This is a genomic window from Streptomyces durhamensis (assembly GCF_000725475.1).
In the GTDB taxonomy this organism is placed as follows: Bacteria; Actinomycetota; Actinomycetes; order Streptomycetales; family Streptomycetaceae; genus Streptomyces; species Streptomyces filipinensis.
In genome coordinates this window covers 219,868-240,955 of the sequence record NZ_JNXR01000020.1, presented here as the reverse complement: position 1 = coordinate 240,955, position 21,088 = coordinate 219,868, and the positions used below count along the sequence as shown (strand labels likewise).

Annotated in this window: 18 protein-coding genes; 16 read left to right on the top strand and 2 right to left on the bottom strand. The window is 74.1% G+C overall.

Annotated elements, in window-relative coordinates; all coding sequences use genetic code 11:
• Positions 1-191: 191 nt before the first annotated feature.
• Together IO33_RS0129490 and IO33_RS0129485 are read right to left on the bottom strand one after the other, a co-directional pair.
• Positions 192-956: a crotonase/enoyl-CoA hydratase family protein gene (locus IO33_RS0129490; protein ID WP_031170500.1), complete on the bottom strand. Its 765-nt coding sequence runs from the start codon at positions 954-956 to the stop codon at positions 192-194.
• A gap of 48 nt (positions 957-1,004) precedes the next feature.
• Positions 1,005-1,979: a lysylphosphatidylglycerol synthase transmembrane domain-containing protein gene (locus tag IO33_RS0129485; RefSeq protein WP_167349481.1), complete on the bottom strand. Its 975-nt coding sequence runs from the start codon at positions 1,977-1,979 to the stop codon at positions 1,005-1,007.
• A 96-nt stretch (positions 1,980-2,075) separates the two neighbouring features.
• On the opposite strand from IO33_RS0129485, the gene IO33_RS0129480 reads away from it, so the two are divergent.
• From IO33_RS0129480 to IO33_RS0129405, 16 genes are all read left to right on the top strand, one after another.
• Positions 2,076-3,941: an ABC transporter ATP-binding protein gene (locus tag IO33_RS0129480; RefSeq protein WP_031170496.1), complete on the top strand. Its 1,866-nt coding sequence runs from the start codon at positions 2,076-2,078 to the stop codon at positions 3,939-3,941.
• Positions 3,942-4,122: 181 nt separating this feature from the next.
• Positions 4,123-4,431 carry a hypothetical protein gene (locus IO33_RS47910; RefSeq protein ID WP_051927032.1) on the top strand — a complete coding sequence of 103 codons (309 nt, stop codon included), beginning with the start codon at positions 4,123-4,125 and terminating at the stop codon, positions 4,429-4,431.
• Positions 4,432-4,437: 6 nt separating this feature from the next.
• Positions 4,438-4,983: an SCO4651 family lipoprotein gene (locus IO33_RS47905; RefSeq protein ID WP_466444635.1), complete on the top strand. Its 546-nt coding sequence runs from the start codon at positions 4,438-4,440 to the stop codon at positions 4,981-4,983.
• Positions 4,984-5,056: 73 nt separating this feature from the next.
• Entirely contained in the window at positions 5,057-5,596 is a 540-nt protein-coding gene (locus IO33_RS0129465; protein ID WP_031170494.1) for a (2Fe-2S)-binding protein, read from the top strand.
• The gene (locus tag IO33_RS0129460; protein WP_031170492.1) at positions 5,593-6,588 is read left to right on the top strand and encodes an FAD binding domain-containing protein; all 996 of its coding nucleotides are present in this window, start codon (positions 5,593-5,595) and stop codon (positions 6,586-6,588) included. The genes IO33_RS0129465 and IO33_RS0129460 overlap by 4 nt, the downstream gene beginning before the upstream one ends.
• Positions 6,589-6,614: 26 nt before the next feature.
• Positions 6,615-8,714, top strand: coding sequence for a xanthine dehydrogenase family protein molybdopterin-binding subunit (locus IO33_RS0129455; protein WP_031170491.1), 2,100 nt, complete (start codon positions 6,615-6,617; stop codon positions 8,712-8,714).
• Positions 8,715-8,716: 2 nt separating this feature from the next.
• Positions 8,717-11,086 (top strand): glycoside hydrolase family 65 protein, encoded by a 2,370-nt coding sequence (locus IO33_RS0129450; RefSeq protein ID WP_031170490.1) that lies wholly within the window; start codon positions 8,717-8,719, stop codon positions 11,084-11,086.
• A gap of 135 nt (positions 11,087-11,221) precedes the next feature.
• On the top strand, positions 11,222-12,418 hold the full coding sequence (locus tag IO33_RS0129445; protein ID WP_031170489.1) for an exo-beta-N-acetylmuramidase NamZ family protein: 1,197 nt from the start codon (positions 11,222-11,224) through the stop codon (positions 12,416-12,418).
• 48 nt (positions 12,419-12,466) lie between these two features.
• Positions 12,467-13,447 (top strand): GNAT family N-acetyltransferase, encoded by a 981-nt coding sequence (locus tag IO33_RS0129440; protein ID WP_051927030.1) that lies wholly within the window; start codon positions 12,467-12,469, stop codon positions 13,445-13,447.
• Entirely contained in the window at positions 13,444-14,805 is a 1,362-nt protein-coding gene (locus tag IO33_RS0129435) for an ABC transporter substrate-binding protein (RefSeq protein WP_245235914.1), read from the top strand. The genes IO33_RS0129440 and IO33_RS0129435 overlap by 4 nt, the downstream gene beginning before the upstream one ends.
• Positions 14,799-15,758 (top strand): carbohydrate ABC transporter permease, encoded by a 960-nt coding sequence (locus IO33_RS0129430; protein ID WP_031170483.1) that lies wholly within the window; start codon positions 14,799-14,801, stop codon positions 15,756-15,758. Before IO33_RS0129435 ends, IO33_RS0129430 begins: the two co-directional genes overlap by 7 nt.
• On the top strand, positions 15,755-16,624 hold the full coding sequence (locus tag IO33_RS0129425) for a carbohydrate ABC transporter permease (RefSeq protein WP_031170481.1): 870 nt from the start codon (positions 15,755-15,757) through the stop codon (positions 16,622-16,624). The genes IO33_RS0129430 and IO33_RS0129425 overlap by 4 nt, the downstream gene beginning before the upstream one ends.
• A 103-nt stretch (positions 16,625-16,727) precedes the next feature.
• Positions 16,728-17,537 (top strand): LytR/AlgR family response regulator transcription factor, encoded by an 810-nt coding sequence (locus IO33_RS0129420; protein WP_031170479.1) that lies wholly within the window; start codon positions 16,728-16,730, stop codon positions 17,535-17,537.
• A gap of 125 nt (positions 17,538-17,662) precedes the next feature.
• Positions 17,663-18,037 (top strand): hypothetical protein, encoded by a 375-nt coding sequence (locus tag IO33_RS0129415; protein ID WP_078963943.1) that lies wholly within the window; start codon positions 17,663-17,665, stop codon positions 18,035-18,037.
• Positions 18,038-18,068: 31 nt separating this feature from the next.
• Entirely contained in the window at positions 18,069-19,805 is a 1,737-nt protein-coding gene (locus IO33_RS0129410) for a sodium/solute symporter (protein WP_051927028.1), read from the top strand.
• A gap of 93 nt (positions 19,806-19,898) precedes the next feature.
• Positions 19,899-21,086, top strand: a complete 1,188-nt coding sequence (locus IO33_RS0129405) for a sensor histidine kinase (RefSeq protein WP_031170474.1) — start codon at positions 19,899-19,901, stop codon at positions 21,084-21,086.
• The last annotated feature ends 2 nt before the right edge of the window (positions 21,087-21,088 follow it).

Genomic DNA, 21,088 nt, shown 5'->3' with positions numbered 1-21,088 from the left:
CAACGAATCAACGTGCTGTTCGCGATGCTCCGCGACGGCACCTTCTACGAACCCAGAACCCCACGCCTCGCTTGACGAAAGACATAGAGGCACCCCCCCCGAGCCCCGTCCCCGCCACCGGCTCCCTCCGCCCCGCCGGCCCCCGTCTCGCCCTCCCGTCAGCGGCTCGCTCGGGAGACAAGGGGGCGCGCTCACATGTCGGTGAAGGATCCGTGCCGTCCGGCGCCCGAGGCGAAGCGGGCGGCTCCCTCGGTGCTCTGGGCCAGCACGCCCAGGCCATGGCGGAGTTCACCGCGCATCGCCGTCTCCTCGTCCAGCCCCTGCTGGTCCAGGACGGACGCGCGGTCGCTGCGCAGACAGGCCTGCGGGAAGCGGGCTATCTCCGCGGCCAGCGCCTCGGCCTCGGCGCGGGCGCGCCCCGTGGGCACCACACGGTCGGCGAGCCCGATCCCGTGCGCCTCGCGGGCCGGTACCGGGCGGCCGGTGAGGATCATGTCCATGGCCCGGCCGGCTCCGATCAGCCGGGGCAGCCGTACCGTTCCGCCGTCGATCAGCGGCACGCCCCAGCGCCGGCAGAACACCCCGAACACGGCGTCCTCCTCCGCGACGCGCAGATCGCACCACAGCGCGAGTTCGAGGCCGCCCGCGACCGCGTGCCCGGACACCGCCGCGATCACCGGCTTCGACAGCCGCATCCGGGTCGGCCCCATCGGACCGTCGCCGTCCTCCGTCACCCGGTTGCCGCGCCCGGTGCCGATCGCCTTCAGGTCCGCGCCCGCGCAGAACGTACCGCCCTCGCCCCACAGCACCGCGACCCGGGCGTCGTCATCCGCCTCGAACTCGCGGAACGCGGCGGCGAGTTCGGTGGCCGTGGGCCCGTCCACCGCGTTGCGGGCCGTGGGCCGGGACAGGACGACCGTGGTGACGTACTCGTTGCGCTCCACGCGGACCGGCACGGGAGACCCTCCTTCTCGCCTGTTCGTGAGGCGGAAGGCTACTCCGCCTCAGATCACCTTCAGCCGGAGCAGCGCCCCCAGCGTCAGCGCCCCCGGCAGCAGCGGCGCCCACACCGTGATGATGCGGTAGGCCAGGACCACCGCCGTGGCCACCGCGGCCGGGCCGCCCACCGCGACCAGCGCCACGATCAGCGCCGCCTCGACCGACCCCAGGCCGCCCGGTGTGGGGACCAGCGCCACCGCGACGGTCGCCGCCAGGTAGGCGAGCGCCATGTGGGCCACCGGCACCGGTAGCCGCAGGGCCTGGCCGACCGCGGCGAGGCCGGCCGCCTGCAGTGCCGGGAAGGCCAGCGAGCCGCCCCACAGGGCCAGGGCGCGGGCCGGCCGGGCGTGCACCGACCGCGCCTCACCGAGGGCGTCCCGGACGAACCCGTACACGCGCGTGCGCAGCGGTCGTACCAGGGCCACGACGGCCGCCGCCACGCCCAGCAGGCCGGCCGCGGCCAGCAGCAGCGGCAGGGCCGAGCCGTCCGGCAGCAGGGGCCCGAGCCGCAGCGCGTCGGGGAAGGCGAGCAGCAGCACGCCGAGCAGTCCGAGCCGGCCCACGGACTCCGCCAGCAGGTACAGGGCGAGAGCGGCCGAGGAGCGGGCCAGCGGCACCCCGCACACGGTCATGAAGCGCAGGTTCACCGCGCCCGCGCCCAGCCCGGTGGGCAGCAGATGATTGGCCGAGGCCGCCGCGAACTGGGTGGCCAGCAGCCGCCCCTTCGGCAGCGGCTGCATCACCGCGCCCTGCCGGGTGAACGCGGCGGCCACCCAGGTCAGGCAGGTGGCTCCGGCCGCCGCGAGCAGCCACGGCCAGGAGGCGGTGCGCAGCTGGCCGAAGCCCTCGGCGAGCAGGGCGCGGTTGCGTACGGCGACCACGGCGACGAGCACCAGCGGCACCAGGCACAGCATCTGGCGGACGGGGACGCGACGGGGGAGTCGTCCCCGGGGCAGCGGGGGAAGCGGGACGGCGGTCACATCCGCAGAGGGTGGCCGTGCCACCCCAACGTGGGGTGAAAAGACAGGAACATTGACCTCAACGAAGGTCGAGGTTCTACGTTCTCTTCCATGAGCATGGAGACCACCGCCTGGACACAGCTGCACAGCGTCATGAACGCGCAGGCCGAGCACCGCCCGTTCGCCCGCGCCACGCTGCGCCGTATCGCCGCCTTCGCCCGCCCGCACCGCGCGGGCATCGCCCGGTTCGTGCTGCTCGGGGTGGTGACGGCACTGCTCGCCGTGGCCACCCCGGTGCTCGCCGGCCGCGTCGTCGACGCGATCGTGGCGGGGCACGACTCCGGCACGGTGGTCCGGCTCTCCCTGCTCATCGCGCTCGTCGCCCTCGCGGAGGCGGCGCTCGGCATCGTCGGACGCCGTCTGTCGGCGATGCTCGGGGAGGGACTCATCCTCGACCTCAGAACGGCTGTGTTCGATCATGTGCAGCGCATGCCCGTGGCGTTCTTCACACGGACTCGTACGGGCGCGCTGGTCAGCCGTCTCAACAACGACGTGATCGGCGCCCAGCGGGCGTTCGCCAACACCCTGTCGGGCGTGGTGAGCAACCTGGTCACCCTGCTGCTGACCCTCGCCGTGATGCTCACGCTGTCCTGGCAGATCACCCTGCTCGCGCTGCTGCTGCTCCCGCTGTTCGTGCTGCCCGCCCGCCGCATGGGCAGCCGGATGGCGCGCATGCAGCGGGAGGCGGCGGCGCTGAACGCGGCCATGGGCACCCGGATGACCGAGCGCTTCTCCGCGCCAGGCGCCACCCTGGTCAAGCTGTTCGGCCGTCCCGGGGAGGAGTCCGCGGAGTTCGCGGCCCGCGCCGCCCGGGTCCGGGACATCGGGGTGCGCACGGCCACCGCGCAGTCGGTCTTCATCACCTCCCTCACCCTGGTCTCCGCCCTCGCCCTGGCCCTGGTCTACGGCCTCGGCGGCTGGTTCGCGCTGCGCGGCACCCTGCAGGCCGGCGCGGTCGTCTCCCTCGCCCTGCTGCTGACCCGCCTCTACGCCCCGCTCACCGCGCTCGCCGGGGCCCGGGTCGAGGTGATGAGCGCGCTCGTCAGCTTCGAGCGGGTCTTCGAGGTGCTGGACCTCAAGCCGCTCATCGAGGAGAAGCCGGACGCCGTCGAGGTCCCCGAGGGTCCGGTCGCCGTCGAGTTCGACGACGTCCGCTTCGCCTACCCCGCCGCCGACCAGGTCTCCCTCGCCTCCCTGGAGGAGGTCGCCGCCCTCGACACCCGCGGCGGCGCCGAGGTCCTGCACGGCATCTCCTTCCGCGCCGAACCCGGCCAGACCATCGCCCTCGTCGGCTCCTCCGGCGCCGGCAAGTCCACCATCGCCCAGCTGCTGCCACGCCTGTACGACGTCGACGCGGGCGCCGTACGCGTCGGCGGGGTGGACGTCCGCGACCTCACGGCCGCCTCCCTGCGCGGCACGCTCGGCATGGTCACCCAGGACGGCCACCTCTTCCACGACTCCGTCCGCGCCAACCTGCTGCTGGCCCGCCCGGACGCCGCGGACGAGGAGCTGTGGGACGCGCTCGGCCGCGCCCGGCTCGCCGAGGTCGTACGGTCCCTGCCCGACGGACTCGACACGGTGGTCGGCGAGCGCGGCTACCGGCTCTCCGGCGGTGAGCGCCAGCGGATGACCATCGCCCGGCTGCTGCTGGCCCGTCAGCGCGTGGTCATCCTGGACGAGGCCACCGCCCACCTGGACAACACCTCCGAGGCGGCCGTCCAGGAGGCCCTCACCGAGGCCCTGGAGGGACGTACGGCCGTGGTGATCGCCCACCGGCTGTCCACGGTCCGGGCCGCCGACCAGATCCTGGTGGTGGAGGCCGGGCGGATCGTGGAACGCGGCACGCACGACGGCCTGCTGGCGGCTGGGGGAAGGTACGCGGAGCTGCACCGGACGCAGTTCGCGGAGGCGCCGTCGGTGTGAGCGGCACCGGCACCATCGGACACGTCGTCAACACCACGGGCGGACCGTCCGGCCCGGCCTCCGACGTGGCGGACGTCGTCCGCTGTCCGTGACCGGACGGGAGTGAGCGACACGGAAGGGGGAAACCAGGAGCGGGCCAAGTGCGTGGGAAACAGCCCGACTTGCCCAGGAGGCTCTCACCGTGTCGAACGCCCGGATCGCCAGTGCCGCCGCCGTCCTCGTGCTCGCCGCCGGGCTGACCGGCTGCGGCAGCGGGGACGGCACCAGGGCGGGCGGGGACGCGCAGGACCAGCAGAGCGCGACCCCGCCCGTACGCGCCGTCCAGGACGCCTACCGCACGACGGTGGCCGCGCAGACCGCGAAGCTGACCGTCACCAGCACGGCCGAAGCCGACGGACAGACCCTCACCGCGCACGGCAGCGGCGTCACCGACCTGAAGGACGGCGCCAGCCGGGTCACACTGACCTCGCAGGGCACCACCATCGAATAGCGCGTCCTGGACGGCGTGGTCTACCAGAAGCCCTCGGGCACACAGCGCGGTGCCGTCCCGGGCGGCAGGACCTGGCTGAAGATCGACCTCAGGCGGCTGGCCGCGAGGGGATCGGCGGGGCAGTCCCGGGTGAGCGACCCGGCCGAACCCGTGCGCTACCTCAGGAACGTGAGCCCCCGGAACGTCACACGCCTGGGCGAGCAGACCCTGGACGGCACCCGCACCACGCACTACCGGGTGTCCGTGCCCGTCGCCGCGCTGTCCCGGGGCGATACCGCGCGCGCACGGGAGCTGCGGCAGCAGCTCGGGGCGTCCTCCCTCCCGGTCGACCTGTGGCTGGACGGGCCGGGGCGGCTGCGGCAGGAGAGCATCCGGCTCACCCTGCACCCGCTCAAGGGCAGGACCCCGGGCCGGGGGAACACCACCATGGTGAGCACCACCGTGCTGCGCTTCTTTGGCTTCGGCACCAGGGCGGAGGTCAGCGCACCGCCCGCCCGGGACACCGCGGACGTCACCGACAGGCTGGCCGAGACGGGGGCCGCGCGCGGCTGAGACGTGTGAGGCGGCGCCGCCTGGATACGCGGTCTGCACGGCACCAGGGCCCGTCCGGAAGGCCACCTCTGCCATGACCAGCGCAAACAAACCGGCTCCGGACTCGGAGGTCACCCTCCGGGTCAACGGAAAGCCCCACACACTGCACATCGACCACCGGCGCACCCTGCTGGACCTGCTCCGGGAGGACCTCGGTCTCACCGGGTCGAAGAAGGGCTGCGACCACGGCCAGTGCGGCGCCTGCACCGTGCTGGCCGACGGCCGGCGCGTCAACAGCTGCCTGCTGCTCGCGGTCGCCCTCGACGGCAGCGAGATCACCACCGTCGAGGGCCTCGGCGGGGACGGCGAGGAGCCGCACCCGCTGCAGCGGGCCTTCCTCGACCGCGACGCCTTCCAGTGCGGCTACTGCACGCCGGGGCAGATCTGCTCCGCCATCGGCATGATCGCCGAGGCCGCGGCCGGCCACCCCTCCCAGGTCACCGACCCCGCGACCCCCTCCGGCCGGCCCGTACCGCTGGACCGGTCCGAGATCCGCGAGCGGCTGAGCGGCAACCTGTGCCGGTGCGGCGCCTATCCACGCATCGTCGAGGCGGTGGAGGACGTGATCCGGTGAAAAGCTTCGGATACCTCAGACCCGACAGTGTCGAGGAGGCCGTCGAGGCCTACGCCGCCCACCCCGGCGCCCGCTATCTCGCCGGCGGCACCAACCTGGTCGACCTGATGAAGCTCGGCGTCGAGCGCCCCGCCGTCCTCATCGACGTGGGCCGGCTGCCGCTGGACACGATCGAGGAGCTGCCCGACGGCTCCCTGCGCGCCGGCGCCACCGTCCGCAACAGCGACCTGGCCGCCGACCCGCGCGTCCGCGACCGCTACCCGGCGCTGTCCCAGGCCCTCCTCGCGGGCGCCTCCGGTCAGCTGCGCAACGCCGCCACCACCGGCGGCAACCTGCTCCAGCGCACCCGCTGCCCCTACTTCCAGGACCTGGACAAACCCTGCAACAAACGCGAGCCCGGCAGCGGCTGCAGCGCGCTGGACGGCGTCCACCGCGACCACGCGGTCCTCGGCCACTCCCCGCACTGCATCGCCACCCATCCGTCCGACATGGCCGTCGCCCTCGCCGCCCTCGACGCCCAGGTGGAGCTGTACGGCACCGAGGGCACCCGGCGGCTGCCGGCGGCCGAGTTCCACCGGCTGCCGGGCGAGCACCCCGAGCGGGACACCTGGATCCGCCCCGGCGAGCTGATCACCGGCGTGCTGCTCCCGGCCACGACCGCAGGCGTCCCGTCCGCCTACCGCAAGGCCCGCGACCGGGCGTCGTACGCCTTCGCCCTCGCCTCCGTGGCCGTCGTGCTGCGGGTCGCCGACGGCGTCGTGGACCAGGCGGGCATCGCCTTCGGCGGACTCGCCCACCGGCCCTGGCGGGCCCGGCACGCCGAGCTGGCCCTGCTGGGCGCCCCCGCCACCCCCGCCGCCTTCGAAGGCGCCGTGGACCTGGAACTCATGCACGCCGAGCCGCTTCGGGACAACGCCTACAAGGTGTCCCTCGCCCACAACCTCGCCCTGGACGTCCTCAACCGTCTCGCCCCGGCCCCCGCGGCGGCCTGAGCACAGGGAGCAGGCAGGAGGATCCCATGACCGCGACCAGCCTGGGCGCCCCCGTCGAGCGCCGGGAAGGACGGCAGAAGGTCACCGGTGCCGCCCGCTACGCCGCCGAGTACCACCTGCCCGGCCGCGCCCACGCCTGGCCCGTGCCCGCTCCGGTCGCGCGCGGCCGGGTCACCGCCGTCGACACCTCGGCCGCCCTCGCCCTGCCCGGCGTCCTCGCCGTCCTCACCCCCGACAACGCGCCCCGCCTCGCCGAGCCCGAGGACGCCACGCTCGCCGTCCTGCAGGGCCCGGACGTGCCGCACCGGGGCTGGTGCGTGGCCCTGGCCGTCGCCGAGACCCTGGAAGCGGCCCGCGCCGCCGCCCGGGCCGTCCGCGTCACCTGTGCGGCCGAACGCCACGACGTCGGCCTGGACCCCGGTCACCGGGACGCCTACGAGCCCAAGGAGACGAACGCCGGCTACCCCGGCCGCGTCGAGCACGGCGACCCGAAGGCCGCCTTCGCCGCCGCCGAGGTCCGCGTCGACACCGTCTACCGGGTGCCGCCGCTGCACAATCACCCCATGGAGCCGCACGCCAGCACCGCCCACTGGGACGGGGACCGGCTCACCGTGTACACCTCCAGCCAGGGCGGTACGACCGTGCGGGAGGTGCTCGCCCAGCTGTTCGAGCTGCCCGAGGACCGGATCAGCGTCGTCTGCGAGCACGTCGGCGGCGGCTTCGGCTCCAAGGGCACCCCGCGCCCCGACGTCGTGCTCGCGGCGATGGCCGCCCGGCACACCGGCCGGCCCGTCACCCTCGCCTACCCCCGCCGCTCCCTGCCCACGACCGTCGGCCACCGCGCCCCGACCGTGCAGCGGCTGCGTCTCGGCGCGCACACGGACGGCCGGCTCACCGCCGTGCTGCACGAGACGACCACCCAGACCTCCCGCGTGACGACGTTCGTGGAGCAGGCCGCGGTGCCCGCCCGCGTCATGTACGCCGCCCCGGCCCTGCTCAGCACCCACCGGGTGGTCCCGCTCGATGTGCCGAGCCCGTCCTGGATGCGCGCTCCCGGCGAGGCGCCGGGCATGTACGCCCTGGAGTCCGCCATGGACGAACTCGCCGACGCGCTCGGCATGGACCCGGTGGAGCTGCGCGTCCGCAACGACCCCGAGCGCGAACCCGGCAGCGGCAAGCCGTTCAGCAGCCGGCACCTCGTCGAGTGCCTGCGCGAGGGCGCCCGCCGCTTCGGCTGGGCCGAGCGCGACCCCCGCCCCCGCTCCCGCGCCGAGGGCCCGCTGCTCATCGGCACCGGCGTGGCCGCGGCCACCTACCCGGCCGCCGCCGTCCCCGCCACCGCCTCCGCCCGGGCCCTGCCCGACGGCACCTTCGCCGTGCGGATCAACGCGACCGACATCGGCACCGGGGCCCGTACCGTCCTCGCCCAGATCGCCGCCGACGCCCTCGGTGTGCCCGTGGACCGGGTGGGCACCGAGATCGGACACAGCGACCTGCCGCCGGCCTGGCTGGCCGGCGGCTCCATGGGCACCGCCTCCTGGGGCTGGGCCGTGCACGAGGCCTGTGCCGAGCTGGCGTCCCGGCTGGCCGCGCACACCGGCCCCCTGCCCGCCGACGGCATCGAGACCCGCGCCGACACCGCCGGGCGGGCCGACGCCGACAGCCCGTACGCCCGGCACGCGTTCGGCGCCCACTTCGCCGAGGTCGCCGTCGACAGCGTCACCGGCGAGACCCGGGTACGGCGACTGCTGGGGATCTTCGCCGCCGGACGGATCCTCAACGCCCGCACCGCCCGCTCCCAGTTCACCGGGGGCATGACCATGGGCCTGGGCATGGCCCTCACCGAGGGCAGCACCCTGGACCCGGCGTTCGGCGACTTCACCGAGACCGACCTCGCCTCCTACCACGTGCCCGCGCACGCCGACGTCCCCGCCGTCGAGGCCGACTGGATCGACGAGGAGGACCCGCACCTCAACCCCATGGGCAGCAAGGGCATCGGCGAGATCGGCATCGTGGGAACCGCCGCCGCCGTCGGCAACGCCGTCCACCACGCCACCGGCATCCGCTTCCGCCACCTGCCCCTCACCCCCGACCGGATCCTCACCGGCCTGCTCGCCGGGGGGTGACGGTGCAGGGACCGACCTGGGAGTACGACGGCTACCGCCCCGAGGAGGAACGCCTGAGGGAGTCCCTGTTCACCCTGGGCAACGGCTACTTCGCCACGCGCGGCGCGCTTCCCGAGTGCACCGCCGACGACGTCCACTACCCGGGCACGTACGCGGTCGGCTGCTACGACCGGCTCACCTCCCGGGTCGCCGGACGCCGGGTCGAGAACGAGGACATGGTCAACCTGCCCAACTGGCTGCCGCTGCGCTACCGCCCGGCGGGCGGCGCCTGGCTCACCCCGGACACCGCCCCCCTCACCGAGCACCACCAGGTCCTGCATCTCGACCCCGGCCTGCTGGAACGCCGCACCGGCTACGGCCTGGACGGCGGCGCCACGCTCCATGTGCGCCAACTGCGCCTGGTCCACCTGGCCGACCGCCATCTCGCCGTGCTGCGCACGGAGTTCACCGCGGAGGGCGAAGGCCTCGACCTGGAGGTCGAGGCCGCGCTCGACGGGCGGATCACCAACTCCGGCGTGGCCCGCTACCGGGACCTGGACGGCCGGCACCTCGTCCATGTGCGGACCGGCATCGCCGCCCACGACACCGTATGGCTGCGCTGCCACACCCGCACCTCCCGCATCGAGTTCGGTCTCGCCGCCCGGCTGACCGCCGACGCGCCGGTGAGAGTGGTCCCCGAGGTCGAGCGCTCGGTCCAGCACCTGAGGCTGCGTCTGGCGCCCGGCCGTACGGTCACCGTCGACAAGACCGTCGCGCTGCACACCTCGCACGACCCGGCCATCGGCGACGCGCTGCAGGCGGCCGTCGACCGGGTCGGCGCCGCACCCGGCTTCGACGCGCTGGTCGAGTCGCATGCCGCGGCGTGGGAGCAGCTGTGGCGGCGCACCGCGCTGGAGGTCCCCGGCGAGGCGGGCAGCATCCTGCGCCTGCACCTGTTCCATGTGCTGCAGACCCTCTCGCCGCACACCGCCGACCTCGACGTCGGCGTCCCCGCGCGCGGACTGCACGGTGAGGCCTACCGCGGCCATGTCTTCTGGGACGAACTCTTCGTCCTGCCCTACCTCAACCTGCACCTGCCCGAGGTCTCCCGCGCCCTGCTCCACTACCGCCACCGCCGGCTGGACGCCGCCTGCCAGGCGGCCCGCGACCTCGGCCGGCGCGGGGCGCTCTACCCGTGGCAGAGCGGCAGCGACGGCCGCGAGGAGACCCAGCAACTCCACCTCAACCCCCGTTCCGGCCGCTGGCTGCCGGACCACACCCGGCTCCAGCACCACGTCGGCTCGGCGGTGGCCTACAACATCTGGCAGTACTGCGAGGCGACCGGCGACATCGACTTCCTGCACGGCGAGGGCGTCGAGATGCTGCTGCACATCGCCCGGTTCTGGGCGGACTCGGCCGACTACGACGCCCGCCTCGGCCGGCACCGCATCCGGGGCGTGGTCGGCCCCGACGAGTACCACGACGCCTACCCCGGCGCCGCCGCACCGGGCCTGGACGACAACGCGTACACCAACGTCACCGCCGCCTGGGTGCTGGCGCGCACCCTGGAGCTGCTGGACCTCCTGCCCGAGCCGCGCCGCCGGGAACTCGCCGAGAGCACCGGACTGGAGGACGACGAGCCCGCCCGCTGGGAGGAGATCTCCCGCACCCTCCATGTGCCCTTCCACGACGGGGTGATCAGCCAGTTCGAGGGCTACGGCGACCTGGCCGAGCTGGACTGGCACGGCTACCGCGAGCGGTACGGCGACATCCGGCGCCTGGACCGGATCCTGGAGGCGGAGGGCGACACCGTCAACCGTTACCAGGCGTCCAAACAGGCCGACGTCCTGATGCTCGGCTACCTCTTCTCGGCGGCCGAACTCCGCTCGCTGTTCGGCCGGCTGGGCTACCGCCTCGACGAGCGCACCTGGACCGCGACCGTCGACCACTACCTGCACCGCACCAGCCACGGCTCCACCCTCAGCGGCCTGGTCCACGGCTGGGTCCTGGCCCGCGCCCGCCGCGCCGACGCCTGGGCCTTCGTCCAGGAGGCGCTGCGTGGTGACATCGCCGACCTGCAGGGCGGCACCACCGGCGAGGGCATCCACCTCGGCGCCATGGCCGGCACCCTCGACCTCGTCCAGCGCGGGCTGACCGGCCTGGAGACCCGCGGCGGCGCCCTGTGCCTCGACCCGGTCCCGCTGCCCGAACTCTCCTCCTACGGCTTCGCCATCCGCTACCACGGCCACTGGGGCGTCCATCTGCGCCTGCGCAGCGGCCTGCTGGAGATCACCGTGCCGTCCTCCGACCGCTCACCCATCGACGTCTGCCTGCGCGACCGGGTCGTACCGGTCGGACCGGGGGAGTCGGCACGGCTGGTCGTACCGGAGTGAGTCCGGAGTGAGCCTGGAATGAGCCCGGAGTGAGTTCGCGGCCACCCACGGTGAGTGGTTCATTGCCAAATTAGCGGACAAGCCAGTAAATTTCCGGCAACCGCTTCGAGATGTCACCGGCAGACGGGGCCCAGGATGAGCACGGACGACCGCGCCGCGGTGACGACCGGGATCGCGCGACTGCACGCGTCGCCCGCACTCGCCGGACCCGGCCGGTTCGGGCTGGTCACCAACCACACCGGTGTCCTGACCGACCTGCGCCCCACCGCGCCCGCCCTGCTGGAGGCCGGCGCGCGCCTGACCGCCCTGTTCGGCCCCGAGCACGGGCTGCACGGCACCGCCCAGGCCGGCGGGAGCGAGGCCGCTCGGACGGATCCCGCCACCGGCCTGCCCGTCCACGACACCTACCGGTGCGACGGCGCGCGCCTCGACGCCCTGCTGCGCGCCAGTGGCGTCGACGCCCTGGTGTACGACCTGCAGGACATCGGGGCCAGGTTCTACACCTACGTGTGGACCATGTGCGACCTGATGGCCTCGGCGGCCCGTACGGGCGTACGGTTCGTGGTCGCCGACCGGCCGAACCCCCTCGGCGGACTCGTCAGCGAGGGCCCGCTGCTCGAGGAGGCCTGGGCCAGCTTCGTCGGGCGCGCCCCGATACCCGTCCGGCACGGCCTGACCTGCGGCGAACTCGCCCGCTATCTCAACGCCTCGATCGTGCCCCGCGCGGCGGGCACCGCCGCCGACCTGACGGTGATCGAGGCCACCGGCTGGCGGCGCGCCCTGCGCGCGGAGGCCACCGGCCTGCCGTGGATCGCGCCCTCGCCGAACATCCCGACGCCCGCCACCGCCGCCGTCTACCCCGGCACCTGCCTGTTCGAGGGCACCAACCTCTCGGAGGGCCGCGGCACCACACAGCCCTTCGAGATCGTCGGGGCCCCCTACATCGACGCCCGGTTCGCGCCCTCGCTCGCCGAACTCGCCCTGCCCGGAGTGCACTTCCGTGATCTGCGGTACGTCCCGACCTTCCACAAACACGCCGGACGGCCGCTGCGCGGGGTCCAGCTCCACATCACCGACCGCGAGGCGTTCACTCCCGTACGCACCGCCGTCGCCATGCTCGCCACGCTGCGCCGGCTCTACCCGGACGACTTCGCCTGGCACCCGGCGGACGGCGGCGCGCAGGGGACGGGACACCCTCACTTCATCGACCTGCTGTGGGGCTCCGACCGGCTGCGGCGCACCGTCGACGCGGGCGAGGACCCGCTGCCGCTGTGCGACCCGCCCGCCCCGCCGGACCGCTGGGCCGGCGAGCACGCGCTGCTCTACCCCTGAGACCTCCCGCGCGCCGCGCGCGGCGCGCATGGAAGGACGACCCCGTCGATGACCGATCGCACGACGAGATCCCGGGCCGAGGTGCGCGGCTTCAGGGCGGGCGACGGCCCGCGGCTGGTGGCGGCGTGGCGGCGCAGCGCGCCGGCCGACCCCATCACCCCGGACCGCTTCCGCTCCCTGGTGCTGCTCGACGCCAACTTCGACCCGGAGGGGCTGCGGGTCGCCGTCCACGGCGACCGGGTCGTCGGCGCCGCCTACGCGGTGCGCCGGCTGACCGCGATGACCGGCACCGACCTGGAGCCGGAGCAGGGCTGGATCCCGTTCTTCTTCGTCGACCCGGCCGCCCGCGGGCGCGGCCTCGGCCGCCGGCTGCTGACCGAGGCCCTCGACTGGCTGCACGGCCACGGCCGCACCCGGGTGGACTTCTCCTCGTACACCCCGAACTACATCCTCCCCGGCCTGGACGCCGAGGCGTACCCGGAAGCGGCCGGGCTCCTCGACTCCCTGGGCTTTCGCACGCTCTACGAGGCGGCGGCGATGGACCGCGGCCTGGTCGGCCATCGCCTCCCGGACGACGTCGCGCACCGCCTGGGCGAACTGACCGCGCAGGGCCACCGGTTCGCCACCCCGTCCGACGACGACCTGGTGGAACTGATCGCGCTCGCCGGCACCCACTTCACCCCGGACTGGGCGCGCGCGATCCGGGAGTGTGTGGCCGCGGGCACGCCGCTCGACCGGATCGTCGTCGCCCGGGACCCCTCGGGCCGCCTGGCCGGCTGGGCGATGCACGGCGCGTACGAGTCGGCGGACGAGCGGTTCGGCCCGTTCGGTGTGGTTCCCGAGATGCGCGGCACCGGACTCGGCAAGGTCCTGCTGCACCTGGTCCTGGAGCGGATGCGGGCGCGCGGCGCGCACTGCGCGTGGTTCCTGTGGACCGGCGAGCGGTCCCCGGCCGGCCATCTGTACCGTGCGGCGGGTTTCACCACGACCCGGGTGTTCCGGGTGATGCGCCGGGAGGCCGCCCGATGACGCCGGCGCACCCCGGCAGCCGCCGTGCCGGCGGCCTGAGCCGCCGTCACTTCGCGCTCGCGCTGCCCTCGGCGCTGCTCGCCTCCGGATGCGCCGCGCCGCACCGGGGCACCGGGCGCCCCGGGGATCCGATCGTCCTCACCCTGCTCTCCCACTACGCGAGCGGAGAGCTCAGGCGGGCCCTGCAGGGCCCGGTCGACGAGTGGAACGCCACGCACGACCGGGTCAAGGTGCGGACGAAGGCCGTGGAGTTCACCGACCTGCTCACCACGTTCATGGTCCGGCAGGCCGCGGGCCAGGGCGCCGACATCCTCCACCCGTACTGTCTGTGGAACGGCCAGCTCGTCCGGGCCGGCGTGCTGCGGCCCGCTCCGCCGGAGCACGCCGAGGAGATCAGGCGCGGCTACGGCCCGGCCGCGGTCGGCGCCGCGTCCGTGGGGGGCAGGGTCTACGGCTACCCCACCGAGACACAGACGTACGCCCTCTACTACAACAAGCGGCTGCTGCGCGAGGCCGGCCTCGACGGCCCTCCGCGCACCTGGCGGGAGCTGGAGGAGACGGCGTACCGCACCGCCAGACGGGACCGGTACGGCAACACGCTGGTCCAGGGCTTCGGACTGTCGACCGTCGACGACTCCACCACCGTCGGCCAGACCCTCGCCCTGCTCAGCGCCGCCGGGGGCAGGTTCGTCTCCGCCGACGGCAGGAGCACCGCCATCGACGCACCGGCCGGCCGCGCCGTGTTCGGCCTGGAGCACCGGCTCGTCGCCGCGGGGGCGAGCGACCCCGGCGTCAACGTCTACCAGGCGTTCCCGTCCGGACAGGTGACCATGGTGATCAGCGCCGGCTGGTGGACCGGGAGCCTGAAGCCCCTGATGGGCACGGACTACCGCGACGTCGGCGTCGCGCCCGTGCCCGTCCCCGAGGCGGACGACCGGCGCGCCACGCTCTCCACCGGCTTCATGCTGGGCGTCAACACCGCCAGTGAACACCCGCGCGAAGCCTGGGACTTCCTGCGCTGGCTCAACGCCGGGAAGGTGCGCGTGCCGGGCGCCGGGAAGGGAGTGCCGGCGACCCGGATGAGCGCCCTGCAGGTGTCGGTCGGCTCCCTGACCGGCCGCGCCGACGACATGCGGGCGCTCCTGGGCAAGGGCGGCCCGGGCGGCGATCCGAACCTGCGTCCGTTCCTGGACGCGCTGGCGTACGCCGTGCCGGAGCCGAACGTGCCGGGCGCGCAGCAGGCCAAAACGCTGCTGCGCAAGAACATCGAGGCGCTGTGGACCGGCCAGCAGTCCGTCGGCGAGGCACTGCGCACCATCCGCCGCCAGGTCGACCAGGAGGTGTCGCGCCCATGGTGAACGCCCTGACGCCGAAGACGGCCGAGCGGGCGGCGGCCACACCCCGGTCCCGGCCGGCCGTCGGCGCCCGCGGCCGGACCCGGCACCGGCAGGCCGTCGTCGCCTATCTGTTCCTGGCGCCGGCGCTGCTGTTCTTCGCCGTCTTCCTCATCCTCCCGCTCGGCTTCGCGCTGCTGCTGGCCATGTCCCACTGGGCCGGGTTCCGGCTCGGCGACATCGACCCCGTCGGCCCGGACAACTTCACCGGCCTCTTCGCGGACGGATCGACGTTCCTGGCGCCGGTCCTCACCAACACCCTGCTGTTCGCCCTGGGCACGGTGGCCCTCGCGCTCGCCGGCTCCGTGATCGTCGCCACCTGCATCGACAGGCTGCGGTACCAGGGGCTGTGGCGCACCCTGTACTTCCTGCCGATCGTCACGACCGTCGTCGCCGTCGGCAACGTGTGGAAGTACATGTACGAGCCGGGGGGCCTGGTCAACGGCGTCCTCAACGCCGTCGGGCTCGGCTCGGTGGCGTTCCTGCAGGACCCCGGCACCGCGCTGCCGTCGGTGGTGGTCGTCCAGGCCTGGGCCTCGGTCGGCTCGGCGATCCTCGTGCTGACCGCCGGGCTGAAGTCCGTCCCCGAGTCGTACTACGAGGCTGCCGCGCTCGACGGCGCCGGACCCGTCACGGTCTTCTGGAGGATCACCCTGCCCCTGCTGCGGCCCTCCCTGCTGTTCGTGTGCGTCACCCAGTTCCTCACCGGCCTGCAGTCGTTCGCCCTGATCATCGTGATGACCAAGGGCGGGCCGGGCGACGCGACCAACGTGGCCGCGCTGGAGATGTACCGGCAGGCCTTCAGCTACGGCGACTGGGGCACGGCGAGCGCCGCCGCCTTCGTGCTGTTCGTGGTGGTCCTCCTGGTCACCCTGGTGCAGTTGTGGATCTTCCGGCGCAAGGGGGAGGACGCGTGAACCGCCGACGTTTCCCGTGGCTGTCGTACCTGGTGGTGGTGACCGGTGCCGTGCTCACCGTGGTGCCGTTCCTCGACATGGTGATGACGTCGTTCAAGGGGCCGGGCGAGGCCGGCACGCTGCCGTACCGGTTCCTGCCCGAGGCGTTCGACCTGTCCAACTACCGGGCGGCCGTCGACCAGCTCGATCTGCCGGTGCTCTTCCGCAACAGCGTCGTCGCCACCGCCCTGATCACCGGATCGGTGCTGCTCACGTCGTCATTGGCCGGCTACGCGCTCGCCAAACTCCGCTTCCCCGGACGGGACCTCGTCTTCCGCCTGGTGCTGTCGACGATGATGTTCCCGCCGTTCCTCTTCTTCATCCCGCACTTCCTGATCCTGGTGCACTGGCCGCTGGCGGGCGGCAACGACCTGACGGGGCGCGGCGGAGCGGGCCTGACCGTCAGCATCGTGGCGCTCGCCATGCCGTTCCTGGTCAGCAGCTTCGGCATCTTCCTGACGCGTCAGTTCATGGTCTCGATCCCGGACGAGGTCCTGGAGGCCGCGCGCATCGACGGGGCGGGGGAGTTCACCGTGTGGTGGCGGATCGTGCTGCCGCAGACCACCCCGGTCCTGGTGACGCTCGGGCTGCTGACCTTCGTCGACGCCTGGAACGAGTACATCTGGGCGCTGCTCGTCTCGACCGCCAACCCGGACGTGATGACCCTGCCGGTCGGCATCCAGCTCCTCCAGGACCACGTCGACCCGACCCGCACGATGCCCGTCGTGATGGCCGGACTCGTCCTCAGCATCCTGCCGGTCCTGGTCCTCTTCCTGCTGCTGCAGAAGTACTACATCCGCGGCGTCATGCTCAGCGGACTCAAGTGAAGCGGACCTGGCCGCCCCCGCGCGCGTCCGCGATCTCGACGGCGGCGGCCGTGGGGGCCACCATGCTCCAGTAAGCGGTTGCGAAGGGGAGGAGCCTGCGGAGATGAGCGCGAGCGACGTGGCCCTGCGCGTGCTGGCGGTGGACGACGAGGAGCCCGCGCTCGAGGAACTGCTGTACCTCCTGGGGCGGGACCCGCGCGTCGGCGGCGTGGTGCCCGCCACCGGACCCACCGAGGCACTGCGGCGACTCAGCCACTCCGCAGAGGACCCGGACGGCGCGGGAGGCGTCGACGTCGTCTTCCTCGACATCAACATGCCGGGACTCGACGGCCTCGAACTGGCCCGGCTGCTCGGCCGTCTCGCCGCACCACCGCTGATCGTCTTCGTCACCGCCCACGACGACTTCGCCGTCCGCGCCTTCGAGGTCAAGGCCGTCGACTACCTGCTCAAACCCCTCCGCGAGGAGCGCTTCGCCGAGGCCGTACGCCGGGTCGCCGAACTGGTCCGGGCCGGCCAGGGCCCCCGGCCGGCCGCACCCGCCGGCACCCCGCCCGAGCCGGTGCCCGCCTTCGGTGACCACGTTCCCGTCGAACTGGGCGGGGTGACCCGGTTCGTGTCCATCGCCGACATCACCCATGTCGAGGCACAGGGCGACTACGCCCGGCTGCACACCCCGCACGGCAGCCACCTGGTACGCGTAGCGCTGTCCGCCCTGGAGGAACAGTGGCGCGCCCGCGGCTTCGTACGCATCCACCGCAGCCGGCTCGTCGCACTCGGCCGCATCGAGGAACTGCGCCTGGACGGCGGCAACGTGACCGTACGCATCGGCGACCGCGTCCTCGCCGTGAGCCGACGCAACGCCCGGGAACTGCGGGACCTGCTGGCCGGGCACGCGGCCGGCCGGGCACGTTGAGCGTCCGGGACGGTCCCCGGGTGACGGACCCGTGGCGATGTGCGTCCGCCGGCTGTCTGAGCGCCGGCCCGCTGCGTACACTCGCCGCAGCACAAGGTGATCACCGCGGCGTCGGGGAGAGCGGCATGGGTGCGGAGTCCGTCCCTCGCAGAGAGGTGGTCACCGGACGGCCGCCCCGCCCGCTCGGCGGTACGACCGCACCACGCCCCGCGCCCTCACCCGACCCCCGGCCGGACCCGCGCCTGCGCCGGTTGATGCACCGGCAACTGCGAGCCGCGCTCATCGCCACGGCCCTCCTCGCGCTGCCGCTCGGCCTGCTCCCCGTCCTCCTGCGGACGCTGCCCCTCGCCGGCGCCGCGCCCCGCGTTCCCCCGGCGGTCTGGCTCCTCCTGGGCGTGGCGCCGTACCCCGCCCTGCTGGCCATCGGCGCCTGGTACGTCCGCCGCGCCGAACGCAACGAGACCGACACGGCCGCCGACGCCCCCGCGGAACGCCCCTGACCATGCGCCGACCACCCGCCGGAGCCAGCCGGTGAACCAGACGTACGGCATCGTGGGCGTGACGGCCGTGATCCTCGCCACCGTCCTCGTCGGCGTGCTCGGCCTGCGCGTCTCCCGCACCACCTCCGACTTCTACGTCGCCTCCCGCACCGTCGCCCCGCACCTCAACGCCTTCGCGGTCAGCGGCGAGTACCTCTCCGCCGCCTCCTTCCTCGGCGTCGCCGGGCTCGTCCTCGCCCAGGGCGTCGACATGCTGTGGTTCCCCATCGGCTACACCGCCGGCTTCCTCGTCCTGCTGGTCTTGGTGGCCGCCCCGCTGCGCCGCTCCGGCGCCTACACCCTGCCCGACTTCGCCGAGGCCCGGCTGGAGTCCCGGGCCGTGCGCCGGGTCGCCGGGGTGCTGGTCGTCGGCATCGGCTGGCTGTATCTGCTGCCCCAGCTGCGCGGCGCCGGCCTCACCCTGCGGCTGCTCACCGGCGCCCCCGGCTGGCTCGGCGGACTCGTCGTCGCCGCCGTGGTGACCGTCGCCGTCGCCGCCGGCGGGATGCGCAGCGTCACCTTCGTCCAGGCCTTCCAGTACTGGCTGAAACTCACCGCCCTGCTGGTGCCCGTGGTGTTCCTGCTGCTCGCCTGGCGCGCCGACCGCGCCCCCGCCCCCGCCTGGGACGACCGGCCCGTCTTCCACCGCTCCACCGAGGTGCGGGTGGACCGGCCGCTCACCCTCACCGTGCGCGAGCCGGTCCGCGTGACCGTCTCCGGAACCGTCGACGGCCGCCCGGCGCACGGGACTTCGCTGCGGCTCGGCGAGGGCCGGCACCGGATCGGCGCGGACACCACCGTGCGTTTCCCGGCCGGCGCCCGCGTCCCCCTGCCCGACCGCACACCCGGCCGCACCACGCCCTCCGGCTGGGCCGAGCCTCTGTCCGCGGACCGCGAGCAGCACAGCCTGTACGCCACCTACGGCCGCATCCTCGCCACCTTCCTCGGCACCATGGGCCTGCCGCACGTCGTCGTCCGCTTCTACACCAACCCCGACGGCCGCGCCGCCCGCCGCACCACCGTGAGCGTGCTCGGTCTGCTCGGCGCGTTCTACCTGCTCGTGCCCCTGTACGGCGTGCTCGGCCGGCTGTACGCCCCCGACCTGCTGCTCACCGGCGACACCGACGCCGCGGTCCTGGTCCTGCCGCAGCGGCTGATCGGCGGGGTCGCCGGAGACCTGCTCGGCGCCCTCGTCGCCGGCGGCGCCTGCGCGGCGTTCCTCTCCACGGCCTCCGGACTCACCATGTCCGTCGCGGGCGTCCTCGCCCAGGATGTCCTGCCCGGGCTCCGCATCCGGCACTTCCGGCTCGCCACCCTGCCCGCGATCGCGGTGCCGGCCGCCGCCGCGGCCGTGGTCAGCGACCTGCCCGTGGCCGACGCGGTCGGCCTGGCCTTCGCCGTCTCGGCCTCCTCCTTCTGCCCGCTGCTCGTCCTCGGCATCTGGTGGCGCGGCCTGACCCCGCCGGGCGCGATCGGCGGACTGCTCCTCGGCGGCGGCTCGGCGCTCACCGCGGTGACGGCCACCATCGCGGGCGGCGCCCGCTCGGGCCGGCTGCACACCCTGCTCGCCTGGCCCGCGGTGTGGTCCGTGCCCGTGGGCTTCGCGGCGATGGTCCTGATCTCCCTGGCCACCCGCGACCGCGTCCCACCCGGCACCGCCACCACCATGGCCCGCCTGCACCTCCCCGAGCCCACGCCCACCCCCCGCCCAGGACCGGCCACGACCTGACCGAGGAGCCGACGTGTTCACCCGTTCCGCGCGCTTGCGCCACCCCGCCCGAAGAAGTCACGTTCGCCGGTATCCGCCGGCTCACCGGCGCCCATGACCGTCCTCGGCACCGCGGCCCTCACGCTGGCCGCTCTCGCGCTGTTCGTGCTCGGTGTCGCCCTCGGGCACGGCGCGGCGCGCCGGCAGCGGGAGCACGCGGGCGGCAGCGACGGGGCGGGTGCCCTCGCCCAGGCGCTGCACACCGCCGCGCTCGCCGCGGCACCTCTGCGCGCCGGACTGACCCCGGACACCGCCCGCAAGGCCGCCCGCAGGCTTCGCCCGCAGCTCGGCACCCCCGCCCTCGCCCTCACCGACGACACCGCCGTGCTCGCCTGGGACGGCGCCGCCGACCACCACCGCGCGCAGCTCGCGCAGCGGCTCGCCCACCCGCCCCGCCCCCGGGCCTTCCCGCTGTCCTGCGACGACGCCGGCTGCCCCGTCCGCTGGGGTGTCCTGGTGCCCCTCGCGGCCGACGGCGAAGTCCCCGGCGCCCTCGCCGTGTTCGCCGCCGCCGAGTCCGGCACACTGCTGCGGGCCGCCGAGGAAGCGGCGCGCCGGCTCTCGCTGGAACTCGAACTCGCCGGTCTGGACCGGGCCCGTACCAGCGCCCACGAGGCCGAGGTCCGGGCCCTGCGCGCCCAGATCTCCCCGCACTTCATCTACAACTCCCTCGCGAGCATCGCCTCCTTCGTCCGCACCGACCCCGAGCGCGCCCGTGAACTGCTGCAGGAGTTCGCCGACTTCACCCGCTACTCGTTCCGCCGGGACGGCGACTTCACCACCCTCGCCGAGGAGTTGCGCTCCATCGAGCAGTACCTGGAACTCGCCCGCGCCCGCTTCGGCCGCCGCCTGAAGGTCACCCTGCGCATCGCCCCCGAGGTGCTCCCCGTGACCCTGCCCTTCCTCTGTCTGCAGCCGCTCGTCGAGAACGCCCTCAAACACGGCCTGGAGGAGACCGTGGAACGCAGCAACGTCACGATCACCGCCGAGGACGAGGGAACCGAGGCCCGGGTCGTCATCGAGGACGACGGCGTCGGCATGGAACCGGAACGCCTGCGCGCGATCCTGCGCGGCACCGCCGGACCCGCCACCGGCATCGGCCTGAGCAACGTCGACCGCCGGCTGCGCCAGGTCTACGGCGACGACCACGGCCTCGTCATCGAGACGGGCGTCGGCGCGGGCACGAAGATCACCCTCCGCGTCCCCAAGTTCCGCCCGGGCGTCCAGGCCCCGCCACCGTGACC